We start from the raw sequence: 18,831 nt of genomic DNA, 5'->3' as shown, positions 1-18,831 counted from the left end.
GGCGCTCGCTACGGCATGGACCACGGTGAGCGGGCCGTTGACCACATAGTTAGCGATACCCAAAAATACTCTTCAACTCGCCACACTCTCCCCCAAATGTGCAAAGCGCCCCGCGAACGGATGCTCGCGAGGCGCTTGGGTGCCTGGACCTTTATTTGATACCGCGGCCCAAGTCTTCGGCGATTTTGTCTACGCCCTTAAGTGCGGCGCAGGTCTTTTTGTTGGAGCAATGCCCCGTACAAACGCCACCCTGGGCGCAGTCGGCGCAGGTGCCCTTTCGGTAGATACGCACGCACACGGCGACAAACGCAATGCCGATAACAGCCAACACAACAATATCGATAGGTGCCATAGTAAGCCTCCTCTAGTTAACCACCACTTACTTTACCCCATCTTCCACCTGCCAAAAAGGGACAGGTTTGTTTTGGTCGGTTTTATCTGCGGAAACGCCACATCTTACTTCTGGAGCAAAGCAATCTGTCCCCCATTGCACCAAAAAGCCCGAGTGTCGCTGGGACACCCGGGCTCATGGAAAGGGGCTAATCCTTATTCGGACTTAAGCGGAAACTGCGGCGGAAGCAGTGTTGGTCTCGTCCTCGTCGGTCCAAGCATGTTTAGGCATGGGACGGAAGATCTGGAAGAGCATCGCAACCAGCAGCACGATGGCCACAACCGTCCAGATACCAAACTGTCCAAGAACGAACAGGTTGTAGAACTGGTTGATGAACAGACCAATGACCCAAGCAAAGGCGCACTCGTAACCGATCGCGATGGCGGTCCACTTGCCGGAATCCATCTGGTTGCGGATAGTGCCCATGGCGGCAAAGCACGGAGCGCACAGCAGGTTGAACGCACCAAAGGCAACGCAAGCGCCCATAGTCGGGAACATGCCGGCGAACGCGGTCCACAGGCTCGGGTCGGTCTCGCCGGCGTCGGCGACGGACAGCAGCGAACCGGCGGTGGCGACGACGTTCTCCTTAGCGACAAGGCCCGAGACGGTCAGCGCAGTTGCCTGCCAGGTGCTAAAGCCGAGCGGGGCGAAGATCCAGGCGACCAGGTTGCCCAGCATGGCAAGCACGGAGTAGTCCATGAACTCCTCGGGGATGCCCTCCATAGCAGGCAGGAAGCCAAACGTGCCGTTGTAGCTACCAAAGTTGGACAGGAACCAAACAACGACGGTGGACGCGAAGATGACCGTGCCGGCCTTCTTGATAAAGGCCCAGCAGCGCTCCCACACGTGCAGCGCCCAAGAGCGGATCGCCGGGAAGTGGTAGGCGGGAAGCTCCATAACGAACGGCGTCGGGCGGCCGGCGAAGAGCTTGGTCTTCTTGAGCATGAGGCCCGAAGCGATGACGGCAAAGACGCCCAGGAAGTAGAAGAGCGGGCTGATCCACGCGGCGGTGGTGGAAGAATCGCCGATGATGGAACCCATGAGCAGGGCGATGATCGGCAGCTTAGCGCCACAGGGAATAAACGTGGTGGTCATGACCGTCATGCGGCGGTCCTTCTCGTTCTCGATGGTCTTGGTGGCCATGACGCCGGGGACGCCGCAGCCCGAGGATACGAGCATGGGGATGAACGACTTACCGGACAGGCCAAAGCGACGGAACACGCGGTCCATGATGAAGGCGACGCGGGCCATATAGCCGCAGTCCTCCAGGAAGGACAGCATGACGAACAGCAGGAACATCTGCGGGACAAAGCCGAAGATGGCGCCCAGGCCGCCGACGATGCCGTCGCAGACCAGCGAATCGACCAGGCCACCGTCCTCGGTGCCGCCCGCCACAAGGGCGTCGTGGACCATGGTGGTAATACCAGGAACATAGGGGCCGTACTGTGCCGGGTCGACCGAGTCGGCATTGTCGCCCGCAGCCTCGACGGCCGCGTCGTAGGCGTCGCGGCCCTGACCGAGCACGTACCAACCGTCGGTACCGAAGAGCTGGTCGTTGGTGAAGTCGGTCACCGTGCCGCCCAAGGTAGAAACGGCGATGTAGTACACGCAGAACATGATGACCACAAAGATCGGCAGGCCCAGGATACGGTTGGTAACCACGCGGTCGATCTTCTCGGAGGTGCTCATCTTTGCCGGAGCCTTGGTGAGGCACTCGTCAATGATGTGGGCAATCACGCCGTAACGCTCGCCGGTGATGATGGACTCGGCGTCATCGTCGCAGTCCTGCTCGCACTGAGCGACCAGACCTTCGACGCGAGCGGCCTTCTCCTTGGTGAGGTTGATGAGCTTGCAGGCGTCCGCATCGCGCTCGAACAGCTTGACAGCGTAGTAGCGGCGCTTGTTGGCGGGAACGCTCGCCGGCAGATTGTTCTCGATGTGGTCCAGAACGTCCTCGATGGAGGAATCGAACTTGTGCTCCGGCACCTGGCCCTTGGAAGCAGCGGACTTCTTGACCTGCTCGAACAGCTCCTTGATGCCCTTGTTCTTAAGGGCCGAGATCATCATGACCGGACAACCGAGCTTCTTGGAGAGCTTGTCCGTGTCGATCTTATCGCCGTTCTTCTCGACCAGGTCGGCCATGTTGAGGGCAACGACCACGGGCAGGCCGGTCTCGATAACCTGAAGCGCCAGGTACAGGTTACGCTCGAGGTTGGTGGCGTCGACCACCTGGACGACGACATCGGGCTCGCCGCTCATGAGGTAATCGCGCGAGCACTGCTCCTCAGGGCTGTAGGGGGAAAGCGAGTAGATGCCAGGGAGGTCCGTGATGGTAACGTTCTTGTCGCTTAGGAGCTTGGCCTCCTTTTTCTCAACCGTGACGCCGGGCCAGTTGCCAACGTAGCCGTTGGCGCCGGTGATCAGGTTGAAAAGCGTGGTCTTGCCGCAGTTGGGGTTACCCGCCAGCGCGACATGGATCTGAGAATCCGCCATTCAATCCTTCTTCCTTGTGTGCCTGCGCTGCTTTCTCCGCGCAGGCTGGATAATGTGCTTCAAAGATGCTGCATTAAGTTAGAAAAACCTAACTTTATCTGCAGATATATGCGCCGCGAGCCCTTACTGGACCTCGACGACGGCAGCCTCCTCCTTGCGGATGGAAAGCTCGTAGCCGCGCACGTTGATCTCGACCGGATCACCGAGCGGTGCAACCTTCACGACCTTGAACGAAGTGCCCTTGATGAGCCCCAGGTCCATAAGGTGACGGCGAAGCGCACCCTCACCGTGAAGCTTGACGATGGTAGAGCTCTCGCCCACCTTAACGTCACCCAACGTCTTCATCCTCTTGTCCCCCTTTCAGTTTTTATGAAATGCTGCGGACTAACCGACGGTCATGATGTGCATGGCAACCTTGGAATCGATGCCAAAGCGTGCGCCCAGCACCGTGACGATGATATTGGCGCCACTCGAGCTCACCACGTGGATTTCGTTGCCCTCGACAAAGCCGAGGTCCTTGAGGTGGTGCTTCATGTCCTCATTGCCCTTTACACGAGACACGCGCACGGTTTCGCCCGCTTTTACCATCGAAAGCGGCATGGCCGGCATCTGCGGTCCGCAAGACATGAGTGGCTCCTAACGTCAGTTCGTCCTCAACATCGACGCGATAAAAGTTAACCACGTCTATGTTCGCTTTAGTAAACTAGCACGTGGTTAACTTTTTGGAAAGGGTCCCTATTCAGATTTCGAAAAAGTTTCCTATATGAAACAAAAAGGCGCGGCAAAGAGCTGTCCTTTGCCGCGCCCTGTCATGCTTAGAGCGAGAGGTTTCTGATCGACGTAACGCAGGAAGCCTCGTCTACGCCCGAAACGCGAAAGATGATGTCCTCGCCGCACTCGCCGTAGAGAGCCATGAGGCCCATGACATCGCGACCGTCGGTATGGCGGTCGCCGATGCTGACCGACACGTCGCTACGGTGCTTGGCAATGATGTCATAGAGCAGCGCAACCGGGCGGGCGTGTAGTCCCAACGGATCTTTAATCGTCTTTGTAAACTCGACCATGTCCCCTCCCACGACATCACACATTCGGCCGGCAAACCCAGCCACGTGGTAGTTATTGTAGCGTTAGATGCTTATCGAGGGCCCCTCCGGATACCCCGTGGTCAAAAAGTGGCAAATATGAGTACTGTCACAAATTTAGTAGCAGCAAAATCGAGAGCAAATTGCCTAGCTTGAGCGATTCGAAGAGGTTGAAAGCCGTCAAACGCCCTTTAAAGGGAGTTAGATAAATCGATTTTGAGCCCATTTTCGCTCAGAGCAGGCCGAAAAATATGGCACTTCTTTTGCAACAGTACTCATATTTGGCATTTTTTGACCACGGGGGCCAAAACCATGCCCCAAAACACAAAAGGAGGGGCCTCGTAAGGCCCCTCCTTAGGAAAGGGAATCGATTTATTCCACAGCCGTAGATTAATCCTAGCCGCTACTCCATCATATCGAGGACGGAAGGGCGAAGCTCGTTCTCGGCGGCCTCGGGATCGGTCTCGCGCAGGCGGTTGATGTAGCGGTTGTACCACATCACGGCAAGGCCCAAGAAGACAACCACGCCGCCAACGTCGTAGACCAGCGTCAGCCACAGCGGCTGATCGAGCGGAATGGTGCCGCAGATAAGCACGAAGCAGAAGACCACAAGCAGGAATGCGGCAACGACCAGGCCAAAGCGGCGCGAACCCATGCGGAAGCCACGGGGAGCGGCGTCAAAGTTCTTGCGCAGCATAAAGTAGGCAAGCAAAATCAGCAGCGGTGGGAGCAGAGCGGTGGCAGCAGTCATGTTGGTAACGATCATGAGCAGGTCGTCGAGGTTACCGGAGCCCAGGGCCGGAATGATCAGGATGGGGACGACGATGGCGAACTGCAGCCAAGCAGCGCGGGCAGGAATGCCATGCTCGTTGAGCTCGACGATCTTGCTACCAAAGACGCCCTTGGGGATCTCGGTGAAGAAAACCTTGATGGGAGCAGAGGTCCACATCATGAGGGAGCCCAGCGTGGCGGCGAGAAGGATCAAGCCGATGGCGCGCGTAGACACTTCCATGGGAATGCCAAAGTGGGCAAAGACAGCGCCGAATACGTCGAAGATACCGGTGGAGATGGCAACGCCGCCCTCGGGGATGAACAGGTTAACCAGCAGCGAAGCGCCTGCATACAGAAGGCCGATGGTCAGGCCGGCGATAACGACGGTGCGCACGAAGGCCTTGACGCCACCCTTAAGGTCGTTAAGGAACACGCCGACAGACTCAGCGCCGCCAACGCCCTGGATGATCCAGGCAAGCGTACCGAAGAAGCCCCACGCAGTTGCGAAGTTGCTCATGTCGGGAGCCATGTTAGCGGGAGTAGGAGCCGTAGCGAACTCAACGCCGCCAAAGGCAGCAGCCAGGGACAGCAGGATGAACACGGCGGTCAGGCCGAGAGCCGCGGTCGAACCGAAGGAGGAAATGGAGCCGATCCACTTAGCGCCCTTGGTCGAAACCCACGTGGCGATAGCAAAGACGACGATCTCGATAATGGTGATCCACAGCTGCGAAAGCTCGGCGTTGGCACCAAAGAACACGTAGCTCGCGTAGATGATGACGTTGGGCAGGACGGACGCAAAGAAGAACAGGTTAACGAACCAGTAGCTAAATGCCGTCAGGAACGCCCAGCGACCACCCATCGAGGTCTTAATCCATGCGTACACGCCAGACTCGGAGTCCTTGTTGAGGCCGACGAACTCGGCGGTAACCAGGGTATAGGGGACAAAGTACAAAAGCGTGGCGAAGAAGAACGACGGCGCAGCTGCCAAGCCGATGGCCGCGTTGTTGTTGATGATGTTCTTGATACCGAACACGGCGGCGACCGTCATGCCCAGCAGAGCGAACGAACCAATCGTTCCTCGTTTTTCAGAGCTCATAAGCCCTCCCAATCATCTGTTAAATGTCATCTAAAACCGTCCGAGCTGCAAGTGCAAACACGGACGGCGCACCTGCTAAGGGGAATGGGGAAAAGGGAGTCAACAAAGCCATCCCCCTTAACGGCGCGAAGCAAACGTCCAGGCGGACGAATACTACTTGTTGGGGAAGGAATAACCTTCGACTGTCACGTGCAGCACCACGACGCGGGGATCCGCGGCATCGGCCACGACACGGTAGGCCTCGTCAATTTCGACGACGGCAACGCCGCCGGTGGGAATCGTCACGGTCTCCCCCGTACCCTCAAAGCGCTCGCGATCATCGATATCGCTGTAGGCGCGCGTACAGGTAAGATCGGCCTTGGAAGCCACCTCAACGGTCAGATTGCCGTCGAGCGGGGCGAGCACGGCATGGTAGCGACGGTGACCGACCAGATCGGCAGTAGCCGCCTCGTGGGCGTTCACCCACCAATACACCAGCGAGTCGCCGATAGAGTACGCCACATCGTGCTGCAGTTCAGAAACGCCGTCGAGTGCCTGACCGGTACGCATCCACTTCTTGACGGACTTCATCTGGGCGTCGAAATCGGCACGCGAGTTAAAGATATGCATGACTTATGCCTCCTTAATGGGTGCCAGCGCCTGAGCCAGATCGGCAGACGTCAGCGGTCGCAGGGACACCTCAAAGCTGAAGCTCTCAAAACGGGTGCGATAGGAATCGAGCACCTCGGAACCCCAAGAGTTCGAGCCAAGGCCGAGCAGCTGGTCGTTGATGTTGACCGTAACCGTGTCGCCCGGGACAAGATCGTAGACATGCTTGGCATTATCGATAGCCTCGCAGCTATAGGGCCATGCGGAGAACGAGAACGGATTGGAAGCGGCGTCGCTCGGACGCGTCACGACCAGACCGTCACCGTGGCTGGAGCGCAGGGCGACCCAGCGGGTACCCTCGCGGTTGGCGCAGTCCTGGGGCATAACGTAGGGCGTGAACATGTCGTCGACCGTAGTGCGGTAATGACCGACCGGGTTGGCGCGCAGCGAGTCCGGATAGTTCTCGCCCGGGCCGTGGCCATACCACTCGACGGCACGATCACAACCGGGGACCTCGAAGGAGATGCCGATGCGCGGGATAATGTCCGAATAGTCGCCGTAGGGCTCGCCGGAAACCTTGAGGTCGACGCGGCCACTCGGAAGCACGGTATAGACGAGCTCGACGCGCATGCCGAACGCGCGGACGGGAGGAGCGATACGCTGGCTCACGGTAACGACAACCGCATTGTCGTCCTGCTTCCAAGAAACATTGCGGGTAGACGTCTGCATCACATCGATGAAGTTATCCTTCCACAGGGAGTCGTACTCCTGGGCGTGGTTATCGACGAGCGGATGCCAAAAACCAACCTGGGGACCGGAGGTCATGACGTCGCGACCGGATGCCTTCCACTCGCTCACGGTACCGTTGACCTTGCTGAAGGTCAGCTCGCCGTTGAGGGAGCGAATACGAATCTCCTGCTCGGTCTCCTCGACCGTAAGCTCAGGACGAGTGGGGGCGGCAATTGCCGGCGCCGGATGGTTTGCGATGGCAAACTGGCTTGCACCCAGTTGGAACATCGGCTCGCACCAGGCGTGAGCCGCCATGGTGTAGGCGTGCACGGTCAGCAGGGTCTCGCCCACTGCGGCCTCGCGAATCACCAGCGGAAGCTGGACGGACTCGCCGGGGGCAACCGCACCGGGCATGAGCGTCTTGCGGCAGACCACGTCGCCGTCCACCAGGGTCTCCGCCGACAGGCAGACATCCTCGAGGGTGGTAAACCAACGCTTGTTGGTGACGGTCAGCTCGCCCGCCTCGGCATCGTAGGCCATGCGAACCGGGCAGATGACCTGGCCGTACTCGGTAAGGCCCGGGCTCGGCTGCTGCCAGGGGAACACCATGCCGTCGATGCAGAAGTTGCTGTTGTTGGGGTAATCGCCGTTGTCGCCGCCATACATGTCGTAGGCAACGCCGTCCTCGGTCACAGCAGCCAAACCGTGGTCGCACCATTCCCAAATAAACTGGCCTTGGATGCAATCCCAGCGATCGAAGACCTCCTGGTACTCGGACAGGCCTCCGGGACCATTACCCATGGAGTGGCCGTACTCGCAGTTGATGCGCGGCTTGGGGAACGGATGCTCGCCAAAGTCGTTCATCTGCGACACGCGGGAGTACATGGTGGAAATGACGTCGACGGTATCGGCGTTGCGATCCTCCTCGTAGTGGACCGGACGACCGTCGAGCTCGTGAGCTTTGGCGTACATCGCGCGGATGTTGCAGCCATAGCCGCTCTCGTTGCCCATCGACCACATGATGATGCACGCGTGGTTGCGTTCCTGCATCACCAGGCGCTCAACACGGTCAACGTAAGCCGGCTCCCAGGCAGGGTCGTCGGTGACCAGGGCGATATTGCCGATATTCTCGAAGCCGTGGCTCTCCATATCGGTCTCGGCGACCAGCATGATGCCGTACTCGTCGCACAGCTCGTAGAAGCGCGGATCGTTGGCGTAGTGGGACGTGCGCACCGCGTTGATGTTGTGCTGCTTCATGAGCTCCAGGTCGCGGCGCATGCGCTCGAGACCCACGGCGCGGCCCTTGTGATCGTCGTGGTCGTGGCGGTTGACGCCATGCATCTTAAAGTAGGTGCCGTTGAGGTAGATATGATTGCCCTCGACCGTCACCTCGGCAAGGCCTTGGCGATGCGGAACGTACTCGCTGACCTCGTCGCCGTCGTAGACCTCAAGCGTAAGGTCATAGAGGAAGGGGTCCTCGGGGTTCCAGAAGTGGGCATCGGCAACGCTGCACTCGGCATGGCCGTCGACGCACTCGCCCGTAGCGACCACATTCTGGCCATCGCTGAGCGTATACACGACGCGACTTGCGCCCTCGGCAACCGTATCGAGCGTGATCAGAGCGGCATCGCCCTCGCGGTGCGTGCGGAACCTAAAGTCGACCAGATGCGCGGCGGGACGCTGCATGAGGTACACATCGCGGAAGATGCCCGATGCCCACCACATGTCCTGGTCCTCGATGTAGCTACCATCGCTGTACTGCAGAACCTTGACCGCAAACAGGTTGTCGCCCTCGACGAGCGCGTCGGTCACGTCAAACTCGGCGGACAGGCGCGAACCCTTGGTCATGCCGATAAACTTGCCGTTGACATACAGCTCGCCGTAGCTCTCGATACCGTCGAAGCGAATAATCTCGCGAGCGCCGGCAGGCACGGCGGGAAGTTTGACGATGCGCTGGTAGACGCCCGTAGGGTCGTCGGAGGGAACGAACGGCTGATCCACCGGGAACGGAAAACCCTCGTCGGTGTAGGCAAGGTTGCCATAGCCGTCTACCTGCCACAGGTGCGGAACCTCCACGTGATCCCACTCGGGCTTGTACGTGCAAAGTGCTTCGTTGGAGACGGCCGCGGGGCCCTCAAAAAGGCGGAACTGCCACGAGCCGGACAGCTGGACAAATCCGCGCGACAGCTCGCGGCTGTACGTAGCGGCGAGATCGGCGGCCTCATAACCCATAAAGTACGCATGGGGTGCCAGGCGGTTCCTGTGGGTGAGCGCTTGGTTTTCCCAATCGTTAATGGCGTCCATGGTGATGCTCCTTCGTCATCGTAGTGCTTCTTTGTGCAACCGGTTGTCCTTATCTTACGGGCGGTACAAAAATCTGTGCAACCGGTTGTCCGCCGAACGGTCGATTTTGTCGGATTAACGGTGCAACCGGTTGTACAACCATGCTACTTATGTCACCCTAAGCTTAGGTGCACAGCACGGGGCATCGTTCTTGAACTCACAGGCAACTGTCGCGCCTGCCTATGTCTCGCCCATACATGCCGTGCTCAGTCGCAGTTTGATTGCAAAACGACACCGGTCACCGGATACCATGGACGCCGTTCACGCGCGCTATAGTAATCTGTATCCGCATTAGCCTTTATCGATAGCCCACCGACCCAATTGCACAGGAGACGCCATGACCCAACCAGCACGCACCGCACCCACGCTTGCCGAGGTTGCTGAAGCTGCCGGTGTTTCGCGCTCCACGGCATCGCGCGCCCTCAACGACTCCCCCCGCATTAGCGAGGAAACTAAAAAGCGTGTCCGCGCAGCGGCGAAAAAGGTTAACTTCGTTCCCAACGCACGCGGCCGGGCGCTCGCCGTCGGACGCACGGAAATTATCGCCGTGCTGGTTACCGAGCCTTTGAGCGAGCTGTTTAGCGATCCCACCTACAGTGAGTTTTTAAGCGGCATTACCGAGGAACTTTCGGAGTCGTCTTACTTGCCCGTGATCTTGCAGGCATCTTCCTCGCATGAGCGCAACCGCGCACGCGAGCATTTTGAGCGCCGCTCGTTTGACGCCGTCATCGACGTCTCGCCCTACAAGGGCAGTGAGCTGCTCGAGGTGCTGCGCGAGCTGGGCGTACCCACTGTGTTATGCGGCCAGCTCGAGGGCCATCCCTATCGCGACGTGTTCTCGACGGTCTACTCCGACGACGAAGAGGGCGGACGCTTTGCGGCGCTCGCTATGAAAGATCGCGGACGCAAGGACATCGTTGCCGTGCTGGGGCCGCAGGATAACCCCGCCGTCATCGACCGCCTTCGCGGCTACCGTGCAATTTTGGGCGAAAGCCTTCCGGATGAAAATGTCATCTATACCGGATGGAGCAGCGGAGACGGCTACCAAGCCACGCGGCGGTTGCTCGCGCGCGAAATACGTGCCGACGGCGTGCTATGCGGATCGGACCGTATCGCAACCGGCGTTATCGCCGCATTCAACGAAGCAGGAATTAGCGTACCCAAAGACGTTTCGGTCGTGGGCTTCGATGACCACGAGGTCGCAGCTCGCAGCGTCCCCGCGTTGACGACCATTCGTCAGCCGCTTCGCGAGGAAGGCCACATGGCCGCAGGCATTGCGCTCGATATGATCAATGGCGCCGTACCCACCACCACCGTCATGCACATGCAGCTCGTTCAGAGAGACTCACTGTAGGAAACTGGGCCGGGCTTTCCGCTAGGCTGCTTTAGCGGAAAGCCCGGCCCATTCCGAACGCCGATTCTGGGATGTACTTTCCGCCAGAAGCTCAACCGGAAAGTGCGACCCGTTATTTGGCTGGATTCTGGGTCGCAGTTTCCGCGACGTCCGGTCACCCTATGCCCTCGCAACCTCGGCGTATAAAAAACGAGGGAAAGCACACGTCCTTCCCTCGTTGCAAGCAATATGTAGCCGCTTGCCTACATCAGGCGCAGGCTGACGTCCTTGAGCTGGGCGCCGGAAACGGCACTCGGAGCGCCCGACATGAGGTCGGAGCCGCTGGCCGTCTTGGGGAACGCCATGACGTCGCGGATGGAGTCGGAGCCGGTGAGCAGCATGCACACGCGGTCCAGGCCCAGAGCGAAACCGCCCATCGGGGGCGCACCAAACTTGAGGGCCTCCATGAGGAAGCCAAACTGAGACTCGGCGCGCTCCTCGGTGAAGCCCAGGAGCTTGAGCATGGACATCTGCATCTCGGCGTTGTGGATACGCATACCGCCGCCGCCGGCCTCAAAGCCGTCCATGACAAAGTCGTAGGTGCAAGAACCGGCTGCCAACGGGTCGGCCTCGATCTTGGCGATGTCGGTCTCGGTCGGCAGGGTAAAGGGCTGGTGCTCGGCTGCATAGGCCTTGCGGTCCTCATCCCAGTGGAACAGCGGGAAGTTGACGACCCACAGGAAGTCGTGGCCCTCGCGCTTGATCTCAAGCGCGTTGGCCATGTGGGAACGCATGCCGCCCAGGATCTCGTCGGAAAGCAGGCGCGGGCCGGCGGCGAACATCACAAGGTCGCCGGGCTCGACATCCATGCGCTCGCGCAGAGCCGCCATCTCCTCGTCCGAGAAGAACTTGACGATGGGGCTGTTGATGGAGCCGTCCTCGCGGAAAGCGATCCACGCCAGACCCTTGGCGCCAAACGTGGAGGCCACGCCGGCAAGCTTATCGATCTTGGCACGTGCCCAGGCACCGGCGCCCTTGGCGTTGATGGCCTTGACGACAGAGCCCTCCTCGTTTGCCGCAGTCGCAAAGACCTTGAACTTGGAGTTGGCAAAGATGTCGGTCAGGTCGACCAGATGCATGCCATAGCGGGTATCGGGCTTGTCGGAGCCATAGGTGTCCATGGCCTCCCAGTAGTTCATGCGACGCAGCGGCGTGGGCATCTCGACACCCATGCGGCCGAAGGCATCGGCCAGGACCTCTTCGAGCGCGCTCATAACGTCGTTCTGGTCCACGAAGGACATCTCGATATCGACCTGAGTGAACTCGGGCTGACGGTCGGCACGCAGGTCCTCGTCGCGGAAGCACTTGGCAACCTGATAGTAGCGCTCGACGCCACCGACCATAAGCAGCTGCTTCAGGAGCTGCGGGGACTGCGGCAGGGCGTAGAAGTTGCCCGGCTGAATACGGCTGGGAACGATGAAGTCACGAGCGCCCTCGGGCGTGGACTTAAACAGGGAGGGCGTCTCGACCTCCATGAACTCACGGTTGTGCAGCGCCTCGCGAATGGCAAAGGTAAAGTCGGAGCGCAGCTTGAGGTTGGCCATCATCTCGGGACGACGGAGGTCCAGATAGCGATAGCGCAGACGGGTGTCCTCGCTGGTCTCGATGCCGTCCTCAATCTGGAACGGCGGGGTGACGGACGTGTTGAGCACCTCGGCGTGGTCGGTCAGGACCTCGATCTCGCCGGTCGCGAGCTTGGCGTTGGTGGTCTCCTCGCCACGGGAGCGCACGACGCCGTGGATCTTGATGGGCCACTCGGGACGCATGGTCTCGGCGATCTTAAATGCGTCGCCGTCAGAGTGCTCGGGGTCGAAGGTGAGCTGCGTGATGCCCTCGCGGTCACGAAGGTCGCAGAAAATAAGGCCGCCGTGGTCACGGCGACGGCTCACCCAACCGGTGAGGGTGACCTCTTCGCCCACGTTCTCGCGGCGAAGCTCGCCGCAGGTACGGGTGTGCATGGAATGCTCGTCGATGGGACGGGTCTGGCTCATACCAGTGATCCTCCTTTATGGATCTGTGCCGCCCCGTGTCGTTCCGGGCGGCGTCGTACAGATTTGCCCAGCCTGCGTAAACCGCGCAGCCAGACATGGCGTTCTATCTTATCGCACCTGTGTCGATGTGCCGCGGAAAAGTAGTTCTCGCCCAAAGACTTGACGGAGACGAAACAATTGACGCGGCCTGGCCGTCGCCAAGGCGCGCCGCGTGCGACAATGTGCCCCAATACAACTGCACTCGGAAAGGCCCGCCATGACTGCACGCCTCATCGTTATGGATATCGACTCCACGCTCATCAACCAGGAGGTCATCGACCTGTTGGGCGAGGAGGCAGGCGTGGGCGAGCAAGTTGCGCGGATCACCGAACGCGCCATGCGCGGCGAGCTGGACTTTAAGCAAGCGCTCGAGGAGCGCGTGGGGCTGCTCGCCGGCCTGGACGAGAGCGTGTTCGAGCGCACCTTTGAACGCGTGACATTTACCCCCGGCGCGCTGGAGCTTGTGCGTTCGGCACACAGCAAGGGCTGGAAGGTCGGCGTGGTAAGCGGCGGCTTCCACGAGATCGCTGACAAGATCGTAGCCGCCGCGGGTATCGATTTTTGCCTGGCCAACCGCCTGGAAGTCGTGGACGGCAAGCTCACCGGTAAGTTGGCTGCCGGCATTGTGACCAAGGAGTCCAAGCTCATCCAGCTGCTGGACTGGGCAGTTGAGTGCGGCGTCGATATGGCCCATACCGTCGCGATCGGCGACGGCGCCAACGACATCCCCATGATTCAGGCCGCGGGCACGGGCATCGCGTTTTGCGCCAAGCCCAAGACGCGCGAAGCTGCCCCGTTTGCCATCGACGAGCGCAACCTGATGCTCGCCATGGACATCATCCTGCGTGACTAATCGATCCGTCTAACAATTGAATCAATCCGTCCTATAGTTTCCGAACAATTTTGTCTTAGTGTTCGGAAACATACCCTTTGAGTGCTAGACTTTGCGCCGTCGAAGGGAACATATATGGATAAGCGAGATCTAGAGCAGCTGCTGAGCGATGTTGCCGGCGGATCAGTCACCCCCGCCGACGCCCTTACGCGCATCCAGACGGCTCCGACCGCCGATTTGGGCTTTGCGCAGCTCGATCTTTCGCGCGGGGTGCGCCAGGGAGCCGGCGAGGTTGTCTACGGTGCGGGTAAAACCGCCAAGCAGATTGCCGCCATTATCGAAGCGCTGCGCGATGCCGGCCAGGAGCGCATCCTGGTCACACGCCTGGACAGCGAAAAAGCAGCCCGCATCTCGGAGCTCCTCGACAACGGCATCGACCTGGGATATGTCCCGGACGCGCAGCTCGCCCTCGTGGGCGGCAAGCCCTCCCCCACCGGTAACGGACGCATCGTCGTCGCCTGCGCCGGCACGAGCGACTTGCCCGTCGCCGAGGAAGCCGCGTTGACGGCCGAGTTCTATGGCAACGAGGTCGACCGCCTCTACGACGTAGGCGTCGCCGGCCTGCACCGCTTGCTCGCGCATGCCGAGGAACTTGCCCAGGCGCAGGTGGTCATCGCCATCGCCGGCATGGAAGGCGCGCTGGCGAGCGTTATCGGCGGCCTGGTGAGCTGTCCGGTCATTGCCGTTCCCACCAGCGTGGGCTACGGCGCGAGCTTTGGTGGCGTAGCCGCACTGCTCGCCATGCTCAACTCCTGCGCCAGCGGCGTTTCGGTCGTCAATATCGACAACGGCTTTGGTGCCGCATACCAGGCAAGTCTTATCAATCATCTGAGCGCCGGCACACCCCGCGCCCGCTAAGGAGCATTCCATGTCCAACCATCAGCATACGCTTATCATCGACGGCACCTCGGGCATCAGCGGCGATATGACCGTCGCGGCCCTGCTCGACCTGGGCGCCAGCGAGGAGCATCTGCACGAGCAGCTCGCCACGCTGCCGGTCGACGGCTTTTCGATTGCCGTGACGCGCGTAAACAAGCACGGCATCGACGCCTGCGATTTCGATGTCCAGCTTGCAGAGGAGCTCGAGAACCACGATCACGATATGGCCTGGCTCTACGGCAACGAAGCAGCTGTCGAGCATATGCACGAACACGAACACCACCATCATGACCATGGCGAGCACGAGCACTGCCACGACCATGACCATGAGGCCCACGGTCATGGCCACGAGGGCCATCATCACGCCCACCACCATCACCACCGTTCTTTGGCGGACATCACCGCCATCATCGATGGCTCGCAGCTAAGCGATGGCGCCAAGCGTCGCGCCCTCGCCATTTTTTCCGTACTCGCTGCTGCCGAGGCCAAGGCTCACGGCAAAACGCCCGACACCGTCCTGTTTCACGAGGTGGGCGCCGTCGACTCCATCGTCGACGTCTGCTCGGTCGCCATCTGCCTCGACGACCTGGGTATTGAGGACATCGTGGTCGAGTCGCTTTCCGAGGGCCACGGCACCATTCGCTGCGCCCACGGTCTCATGCCCATTCCCGTCCCCGCTGTCGTCAACCTGTGCCAGGCGGGCAATATCGCCCTCACGCCTGCACCGGTCGCCGGCGAGATCGTGACGCCCACGGGCGCCGCCATCGTCACCGCGCTGCGCACGTCCGACCAACTGCCCTCACGCTACCGCATCGAAGCCGTCGGCTACGGCGCCGGCAAGCGCCCCTACGAGGGTTGTTCCGGTACGCTCCGCTGCCTGCTCGTTCACGCGGACGCCTAGCCATGGATGCCCGCAAGGCAAAAAGCCGCGCCGCCATCGTTACGGCGTTCTCCGAGCTGCTGCGCGAAGAGGACTACGGCAAGATCACCGTCGGTGACATCATCGCTCGCGCCCATGTGGGTCGGGCCACGTTCTACGGCCTCTTCAAGAGCAAAGATGACCTACTCGCTGAGCTCGTGTGCGATATCTGCACCCATGCCCTCGACGATGACGGTACGCCCCTCGACGACCCACTCGTGCAGGTCGAGCATATCCTCAACAACCTCTGGGAGCGCCGCCAGGGCGTACGCGCCCTCGTAGCCGGCGCCGGCTCACGCGTCTTTGCCGACTGCTTACGCAAGACCATCATGTCACGAGCAGCCGAAACCGTCCCCGTCGACCCCGCAGGTCCTGCCGGCACCATGGACCGCAGCTTCTTACTACACCACATAGCCTCAAGCTTCGTAGCCACCGTCCAATGGTGGGCCTGGCACAACTTTCAAGCAGACAAAGCCAACGTAGCCAAAGACTACCTCTCAGCCATAAAACCCCTCTTCAACTAAGTAAACCCCTCATCCCAAAGTTCCGCCCTCATCTCAAAGCCCCGCCCCAACCCAAAGCACAATCCATCCCAAAGTGTCAACAACAGCCCAACGCCCCTACCAGCAACAAGCCCCTCCCATCCAAATTCAGATATATATGTTGGGTTGCTTGCACGAACGCAACGAAGACCCCGCAGCCGTCCGCATGGGGTAACTTCCCAGCGCACTCCGCAGGACGCAAAAAGGCTCGCCGCACAAAGTGCGCAGCGAGCCTTTTTGCATGTCCGAAGACGCGCTGGGAAGTTACCCCATGCGGACGGCGAACAACCTATGTAGCCTTGGGCTAGAACATGCCCAAGAAACCGTGCACAAACAGTGCGGCCAGAGCGGCACCGATAAACGGTGCGATGCCAGGAACAAGCAGGCCGTACTTCCAGTTGTTGTCGGCCTTGTTCTTAATCGGCAGCACCTGATAGGCCATGCGAGGACCAAGGTCACGAGCCTGGTTCATGGCGAAGCCGGTGATGCCGCCCATGCCCATGCCAACGGCCCAAACGATCAGGCCGACGCAGATGGCGAGCATCAGAACGTTCTCGCCGGCGCGGCTAGCGGCAGCAAGGATGGCGCTGATGAACACGAAGGTGCAGATAGCCTCGCAGAAGAAGTTGCGGGCATAGTTGGTGCCCTCGGTGGTGGGGTTGGTCGAGAAGATGTTGCGCTGGGCAATGGGGTCGACGACGCCCTCGGAAGCCTTGAACTCATCGGCATACATAAGCCAAGCGATTACGGCGCCCACAAAGCCGCCGAGCATATCGGCAATCATGAAGGGGATGCAGCTGCTCCACGGCACCAGGCCTACGATGCACTGGGCAAGCACCATAGCCGGGTTCATGCACACGGCGCCGCCAAAGACAAACAGGCAGACCGAGATGCCAAAAGACCAGGTGGTGATGGCAAACATATGGCCGGAGCCCTGATACTTAGTGCCCTTGAGCACGGTATCGCAGTGCACGCCCACGCCAAAGATGATCATGAGGGCCGTTGCGCCGAATTCACAGAGGAGTTTGGTAAGCATAAAACCTTATCTTTCTTGTCGGTTATAAACGATTCGTTTAGGCCGCGTACTAGTGCTGCGCGACGACAACGCCCAGGCCATCGGGAATGACGGCAACCTTGGCATCGGCACCCTTCATCTCAAAGGCGAGCTTGAGCGCCTCCTCGAGGGTGTTGACCGGCGTCATGTGCATATCCTTGATCATCTGGTGATCGCACAGGTCGGTGACCATGATCACGGGGTGATGCGCCAGGATGCGGGCAAAGATCTGACTCGTCCACTGGTCGGGCAGGGTCTCGTCCTTAGGACGGTCGATGCAGGCGCGCTCAAACTCTGCCGGATCGTTGTCGGCGATGTTGTGATAGAAGCCCTCGCCACCGTGACCGTCGGCGCAACCGGCGACATCGATGATCACGCCGCCCTCGGGAAGCGTGGCCTCGGCAGCGCACATGCCCTTCACGGCCTGGTAGATGTTCTGGTCGAGCGGGTAGCCGCCGTTGGTGGTGATGGCAATCTCGCACTCGACGGGCTCAACGCCGGCAAGGCTCTTCACGAACTCGCAGCCGGCCTCGTGCGCCTTGTGGATGTCGCCGGCAAAGGAGCCGATGACCTCGTGCTTGCCGTTGAGCACCACGTTAAGCACAAAGGCAAGGTGAGCCATCTCGGCAGCGGCAAACATATCCTCGTTCACGTGGTTGTGGCACAGGTTGCCGGCACGCGAATGGGAATCGTTCACAAACTGACCGTTGTGGTTGTACATGATGGTCTTGTAGCTGGCAATGCCGGGCAGCACGGACTTGCGGCTGCCAGAGAAACCGGCAAAGAAGTGCGGCTCAATAAAGCCCTCGGCAAGCAGCAGATCACAATCGGCGGCAATCTTGTTGATGATGCACTCGCCGCCAGAAGGCAGGGTGCCGATCTTTTTCATCATGCTGTCGTCAGTCGCGACGTGCATAACGATTTCCTCGTTGGCAACGATCTCCTCGCCGTACTTGTTGACGAGCTCCTCGTGCGTCGACGGACGATGCATACCCGTAGCAACCAGAATGCGAACGCGTGCCTCAGGCGCAGCGGAGTGGATGTGATGCAGCAGAATAGGCATCGTCACACGCGAGGGAACGGGGCGCGTATGGTCGGAGCTAATGATGACGATATCCTTCTTGCCAGCACAAAGCTCCTCGAGCGAAGGTGAGCCATAAGGGTTGGCAAGCGACTCCTCTACCAGCTCTTCCTGCGATTTTGTAGTCTTAAACTCGTTTTGATGGCCTTCCATCACACCCGCGAAGTTCTTATCCTCGAGCTCTAGATGCAACGTCTTATGGTCAAACGGTAGTTCACATTCAAACAATGACGAGCGCCCTCTTCCTTTCAACTGACACACTAGATAAACCGTTGGAAGGATACGCCGCTCACCGAAAAACACCACCGTCCACCGAGTCGTTAACACAACGTTCATATTTGACCCACAACAAAACGGCCGCGATCCCAAACGGGACCGCGGCCGCAACAGTCATAAGGCGAGAAGCGCCAAATGCGCCACCGAGATAAACCCCATCCAAAACGCGCGTAGCGCACTTTATTTTCATCAGCTTTAATCCCCGAAGACCGAGGACGAAGGGACCCGATGGGTTTCCCTCCGAATGCATTCCGCAGCACGAAGCCCTTTCC

General features: G+C 59.9%; 16 protein-coding genes. 5 read left to right on the top strand and 11 right to left on the bottom strand.

The annotated features are described in order from the left end of the window. Positions 1–151 precede the first annotated feature (151 nt). From DXD56_RS03260 to DXD56_RS03225, 8 genes are all read right to left on the bottom strand, one after another. Positions 152–352, bottom strand: coding sequence for a hypothetical protein (locus DXD56_RS03260; RefSeq protein ID WP_035136858.1), 201 nt, complete (start codon positions 350–352; stop codon positions 152–154). Positions 353–556: 204 nt separating this feature from the next. Continuing rightward, positions 557–2,884 carry a ferrous iron transporter B gene (locus DXD56_RS03255; protein WP_117628963.1) on the bottom strand — a complete coding sequence of 776 codons (2,328 nt, stop codon included), beginning with the start codon at positions 2,882–2,884 and terminating at the stop codon, positions 557–559. A gap of 123 nt (positions 2,885–3,007) precedes the next feature. After that, positions 3,008–3,229 carry a FeoA family protein gene (locus DXD56_RS03250; protein ID WP_006234774.1) on the bottom strand — a complete coding sequence of 74 codons (222 nt, stop codon included), beginning with the start codon at positions 3,227–3,229 and terminating at the stop codon, positions 3,008–3,010. A 39-nt stretch (positions 3,230–3,268) separates the two neighbouring features. Continuing rightward, complete coding sequence (locus DXD56_RS03245; RefSeq protein ID WP_022094360.1) at positions 3,269–3,511, bottom strand: FeoA family protein; 243 nt, start codon at positions 3,509–3,511, stop codon at positions 3,269–3,271. 188 nt (positions 3,512–3,699) lie between these two features. Further along, entirely contained in the window at positions 3,700–3,948 is a 249-nt protein-coding gene (locus tag DXD56_RS03240; protein WP_022094361.1) for an HPr family phosphocarrier protein, read from the bottom strand. Positions 3,949–4,369: 421 nt separating this feature from the next. Further along, a complete protein-coding gene (locus tag DXD56_RS03235; RefSeq protein WP_117640052.1) occupies positions 4,370–5,833 on the bottom strand; it encodes an amino acid permease in 1,464 nt (487 codons plus the stop codon). Between the two features lie 153 nt (positions 5,834–5,986). After that, the gene (locus DXD56_RS03230) at positions 5,987–6,442 is read right to left on the bottom strand and encodes a hypothetical protein (RefSeq protein WP_117563669.1); all 456 of its coding nucleotides are present in this window, start codon (positions 6,440–6,442) and stop codon (positions 5,987–5,989) included. A gap of 3 nt (positions 6,443–6,445) precedes the next feature. Further along, entirely contained in the window at positions 6,446–9,454 is a 3,009-nt protein-coding gene (locus DXD56_RS03225; RefSeq protein ID WP_117583377.1) for a glycoside hydrolase family 2 TIM barrel-domain containing protein, read from the bottom strand. Positions 9,455–9,830: 376 nt separating this feature from the next. Between DXD56_RS03225 and DXD56_RS03220 the strand changes: the two genes are divergently transcribed. Further along, positions 9,831–10,847, top strand: a complete 1,017-nt coding sequence (locus tag DXD56_RS03220) for a LacI family DNA-binding transcriptional regulator (protein ID WP_117640050.1) — start codon at positions 9,831–9,833, stop codon at positions 10,845–10,847. Between the two features lie 242 nt (positions 10,848–11,089). Here DXD56_RS03220 and aspS read toward each other — a convergent pair whose 3' ends face one another. Further along, entirely contained in the window at positions 11,090–12,877 is a 1,788-nt protein-coding gene (gene aspS / locus DXD56_RS03215) for an aspartate--tRNA ligase (protein ID WP_117640048.1), read from the bottom strand. A 256-nt stretch (positions 12,878–13,133) separates the two neighbouring features. Here aspS and serB point away from each other — a divergent pair, with 256 nt between their 5' ends. The 4 genes from serB to DXD56_RS03195 all read left to right on the top strand — a co-directional run bounded on the left by serB (position 13,134) and on the right by DXD56_RS03195 (position 16,130). Continuing rightward, positions 13,134–13,769 carry a phosphoserine phosphatase SerB gene (serB, locus tag DXD56_RS03210; RefSeq protein ID WP_117640046.1) on the top strand — a complete coding sequence of 212 codons (636 nt, stop codon included), beginning with the start codon at positions 13,134–13,136 and terminating at the stop codon, positions 13,767–13,769. A 114-nt stretch (positions 13,770–13,883) separates the two neighbouring features. Next, complete coding sequence (larB, locus tag DXD56_RS03205; protein WP_117640044.1) at positions 13,884–14,666, top strand: nickel pincer cofactor biosynthesis protein LarB; 783 nt, start codon at positions 13,884–13,886, stop codon at positions 14,664–14,666. 10 nt (positions 14,667–14,676) lie between these two features. After that, positions 14,677–15,588: a LarC family nickel insertion protein gene (locus DXD56_RS03200; protein ID WP_117640042.1), complete on the top strand. Its 912-nt coding sequence runs from the start codon at positions 14,677–14,679 to the stop codon at positions 15,586–15,588. 2 nt (positions 15,589–15,590) lie between these two features. After that, a complete protein-coding gene (locus DXD56_RS03195; protein WP_117640040.1) occupies positions 15,591–16,130 on the top strand; it encodes a TetR/AcrR family transcriptional regulator in 540 nt (179 codons plus the stop codon). A gap of 322 nt (positions 16,131–16,452) precedes the next feature. On the opposite strand, the gene larD is transcribed toward DXD56_RS03195, so the two are convergent. After that, positions 16,453–17,184: a D/L-lactic acid transporter LarD gene (gene larD, locus DXD56_RS03190; RefSeq protein WP_117640038.1), complete on the bottom strand. Its 732-nt coding sequence runs from the start codon at positions 17,182–17,184 to the stop codon at positions 16,453–16,455. Between the two features lie 49 nt (positions 17,185–17,233). Continuing rightward, on the bottom strand, positions 17,234–18,511 hold the full coding sequence (larA, locus tag DXD56_RS03185; protein ID WP_118205180.1) for a nickel-dependent lactate racemase: 1,278 nt from the start codon (positions 18,509–18,511) through the stop codon (positions 17,234–17,236). Positions 18,512–18,831 lie beyond the last annotated feature (320 nt).

The organism is Collinsella sp. TM06-3 (assembly GCF_003436395.1).
Classification (GTDB): domain Bacteria; phylum Actinomycetota; class Coriobacteriia; order Coriobacteriales; family Coriobacteriaceae; genus Collinsella.
The sequence above is the reverse complement of the archived record's forward strand: the minus strand, read 5'-3'. Positions and strand labels throughout refer to the sequence as shown.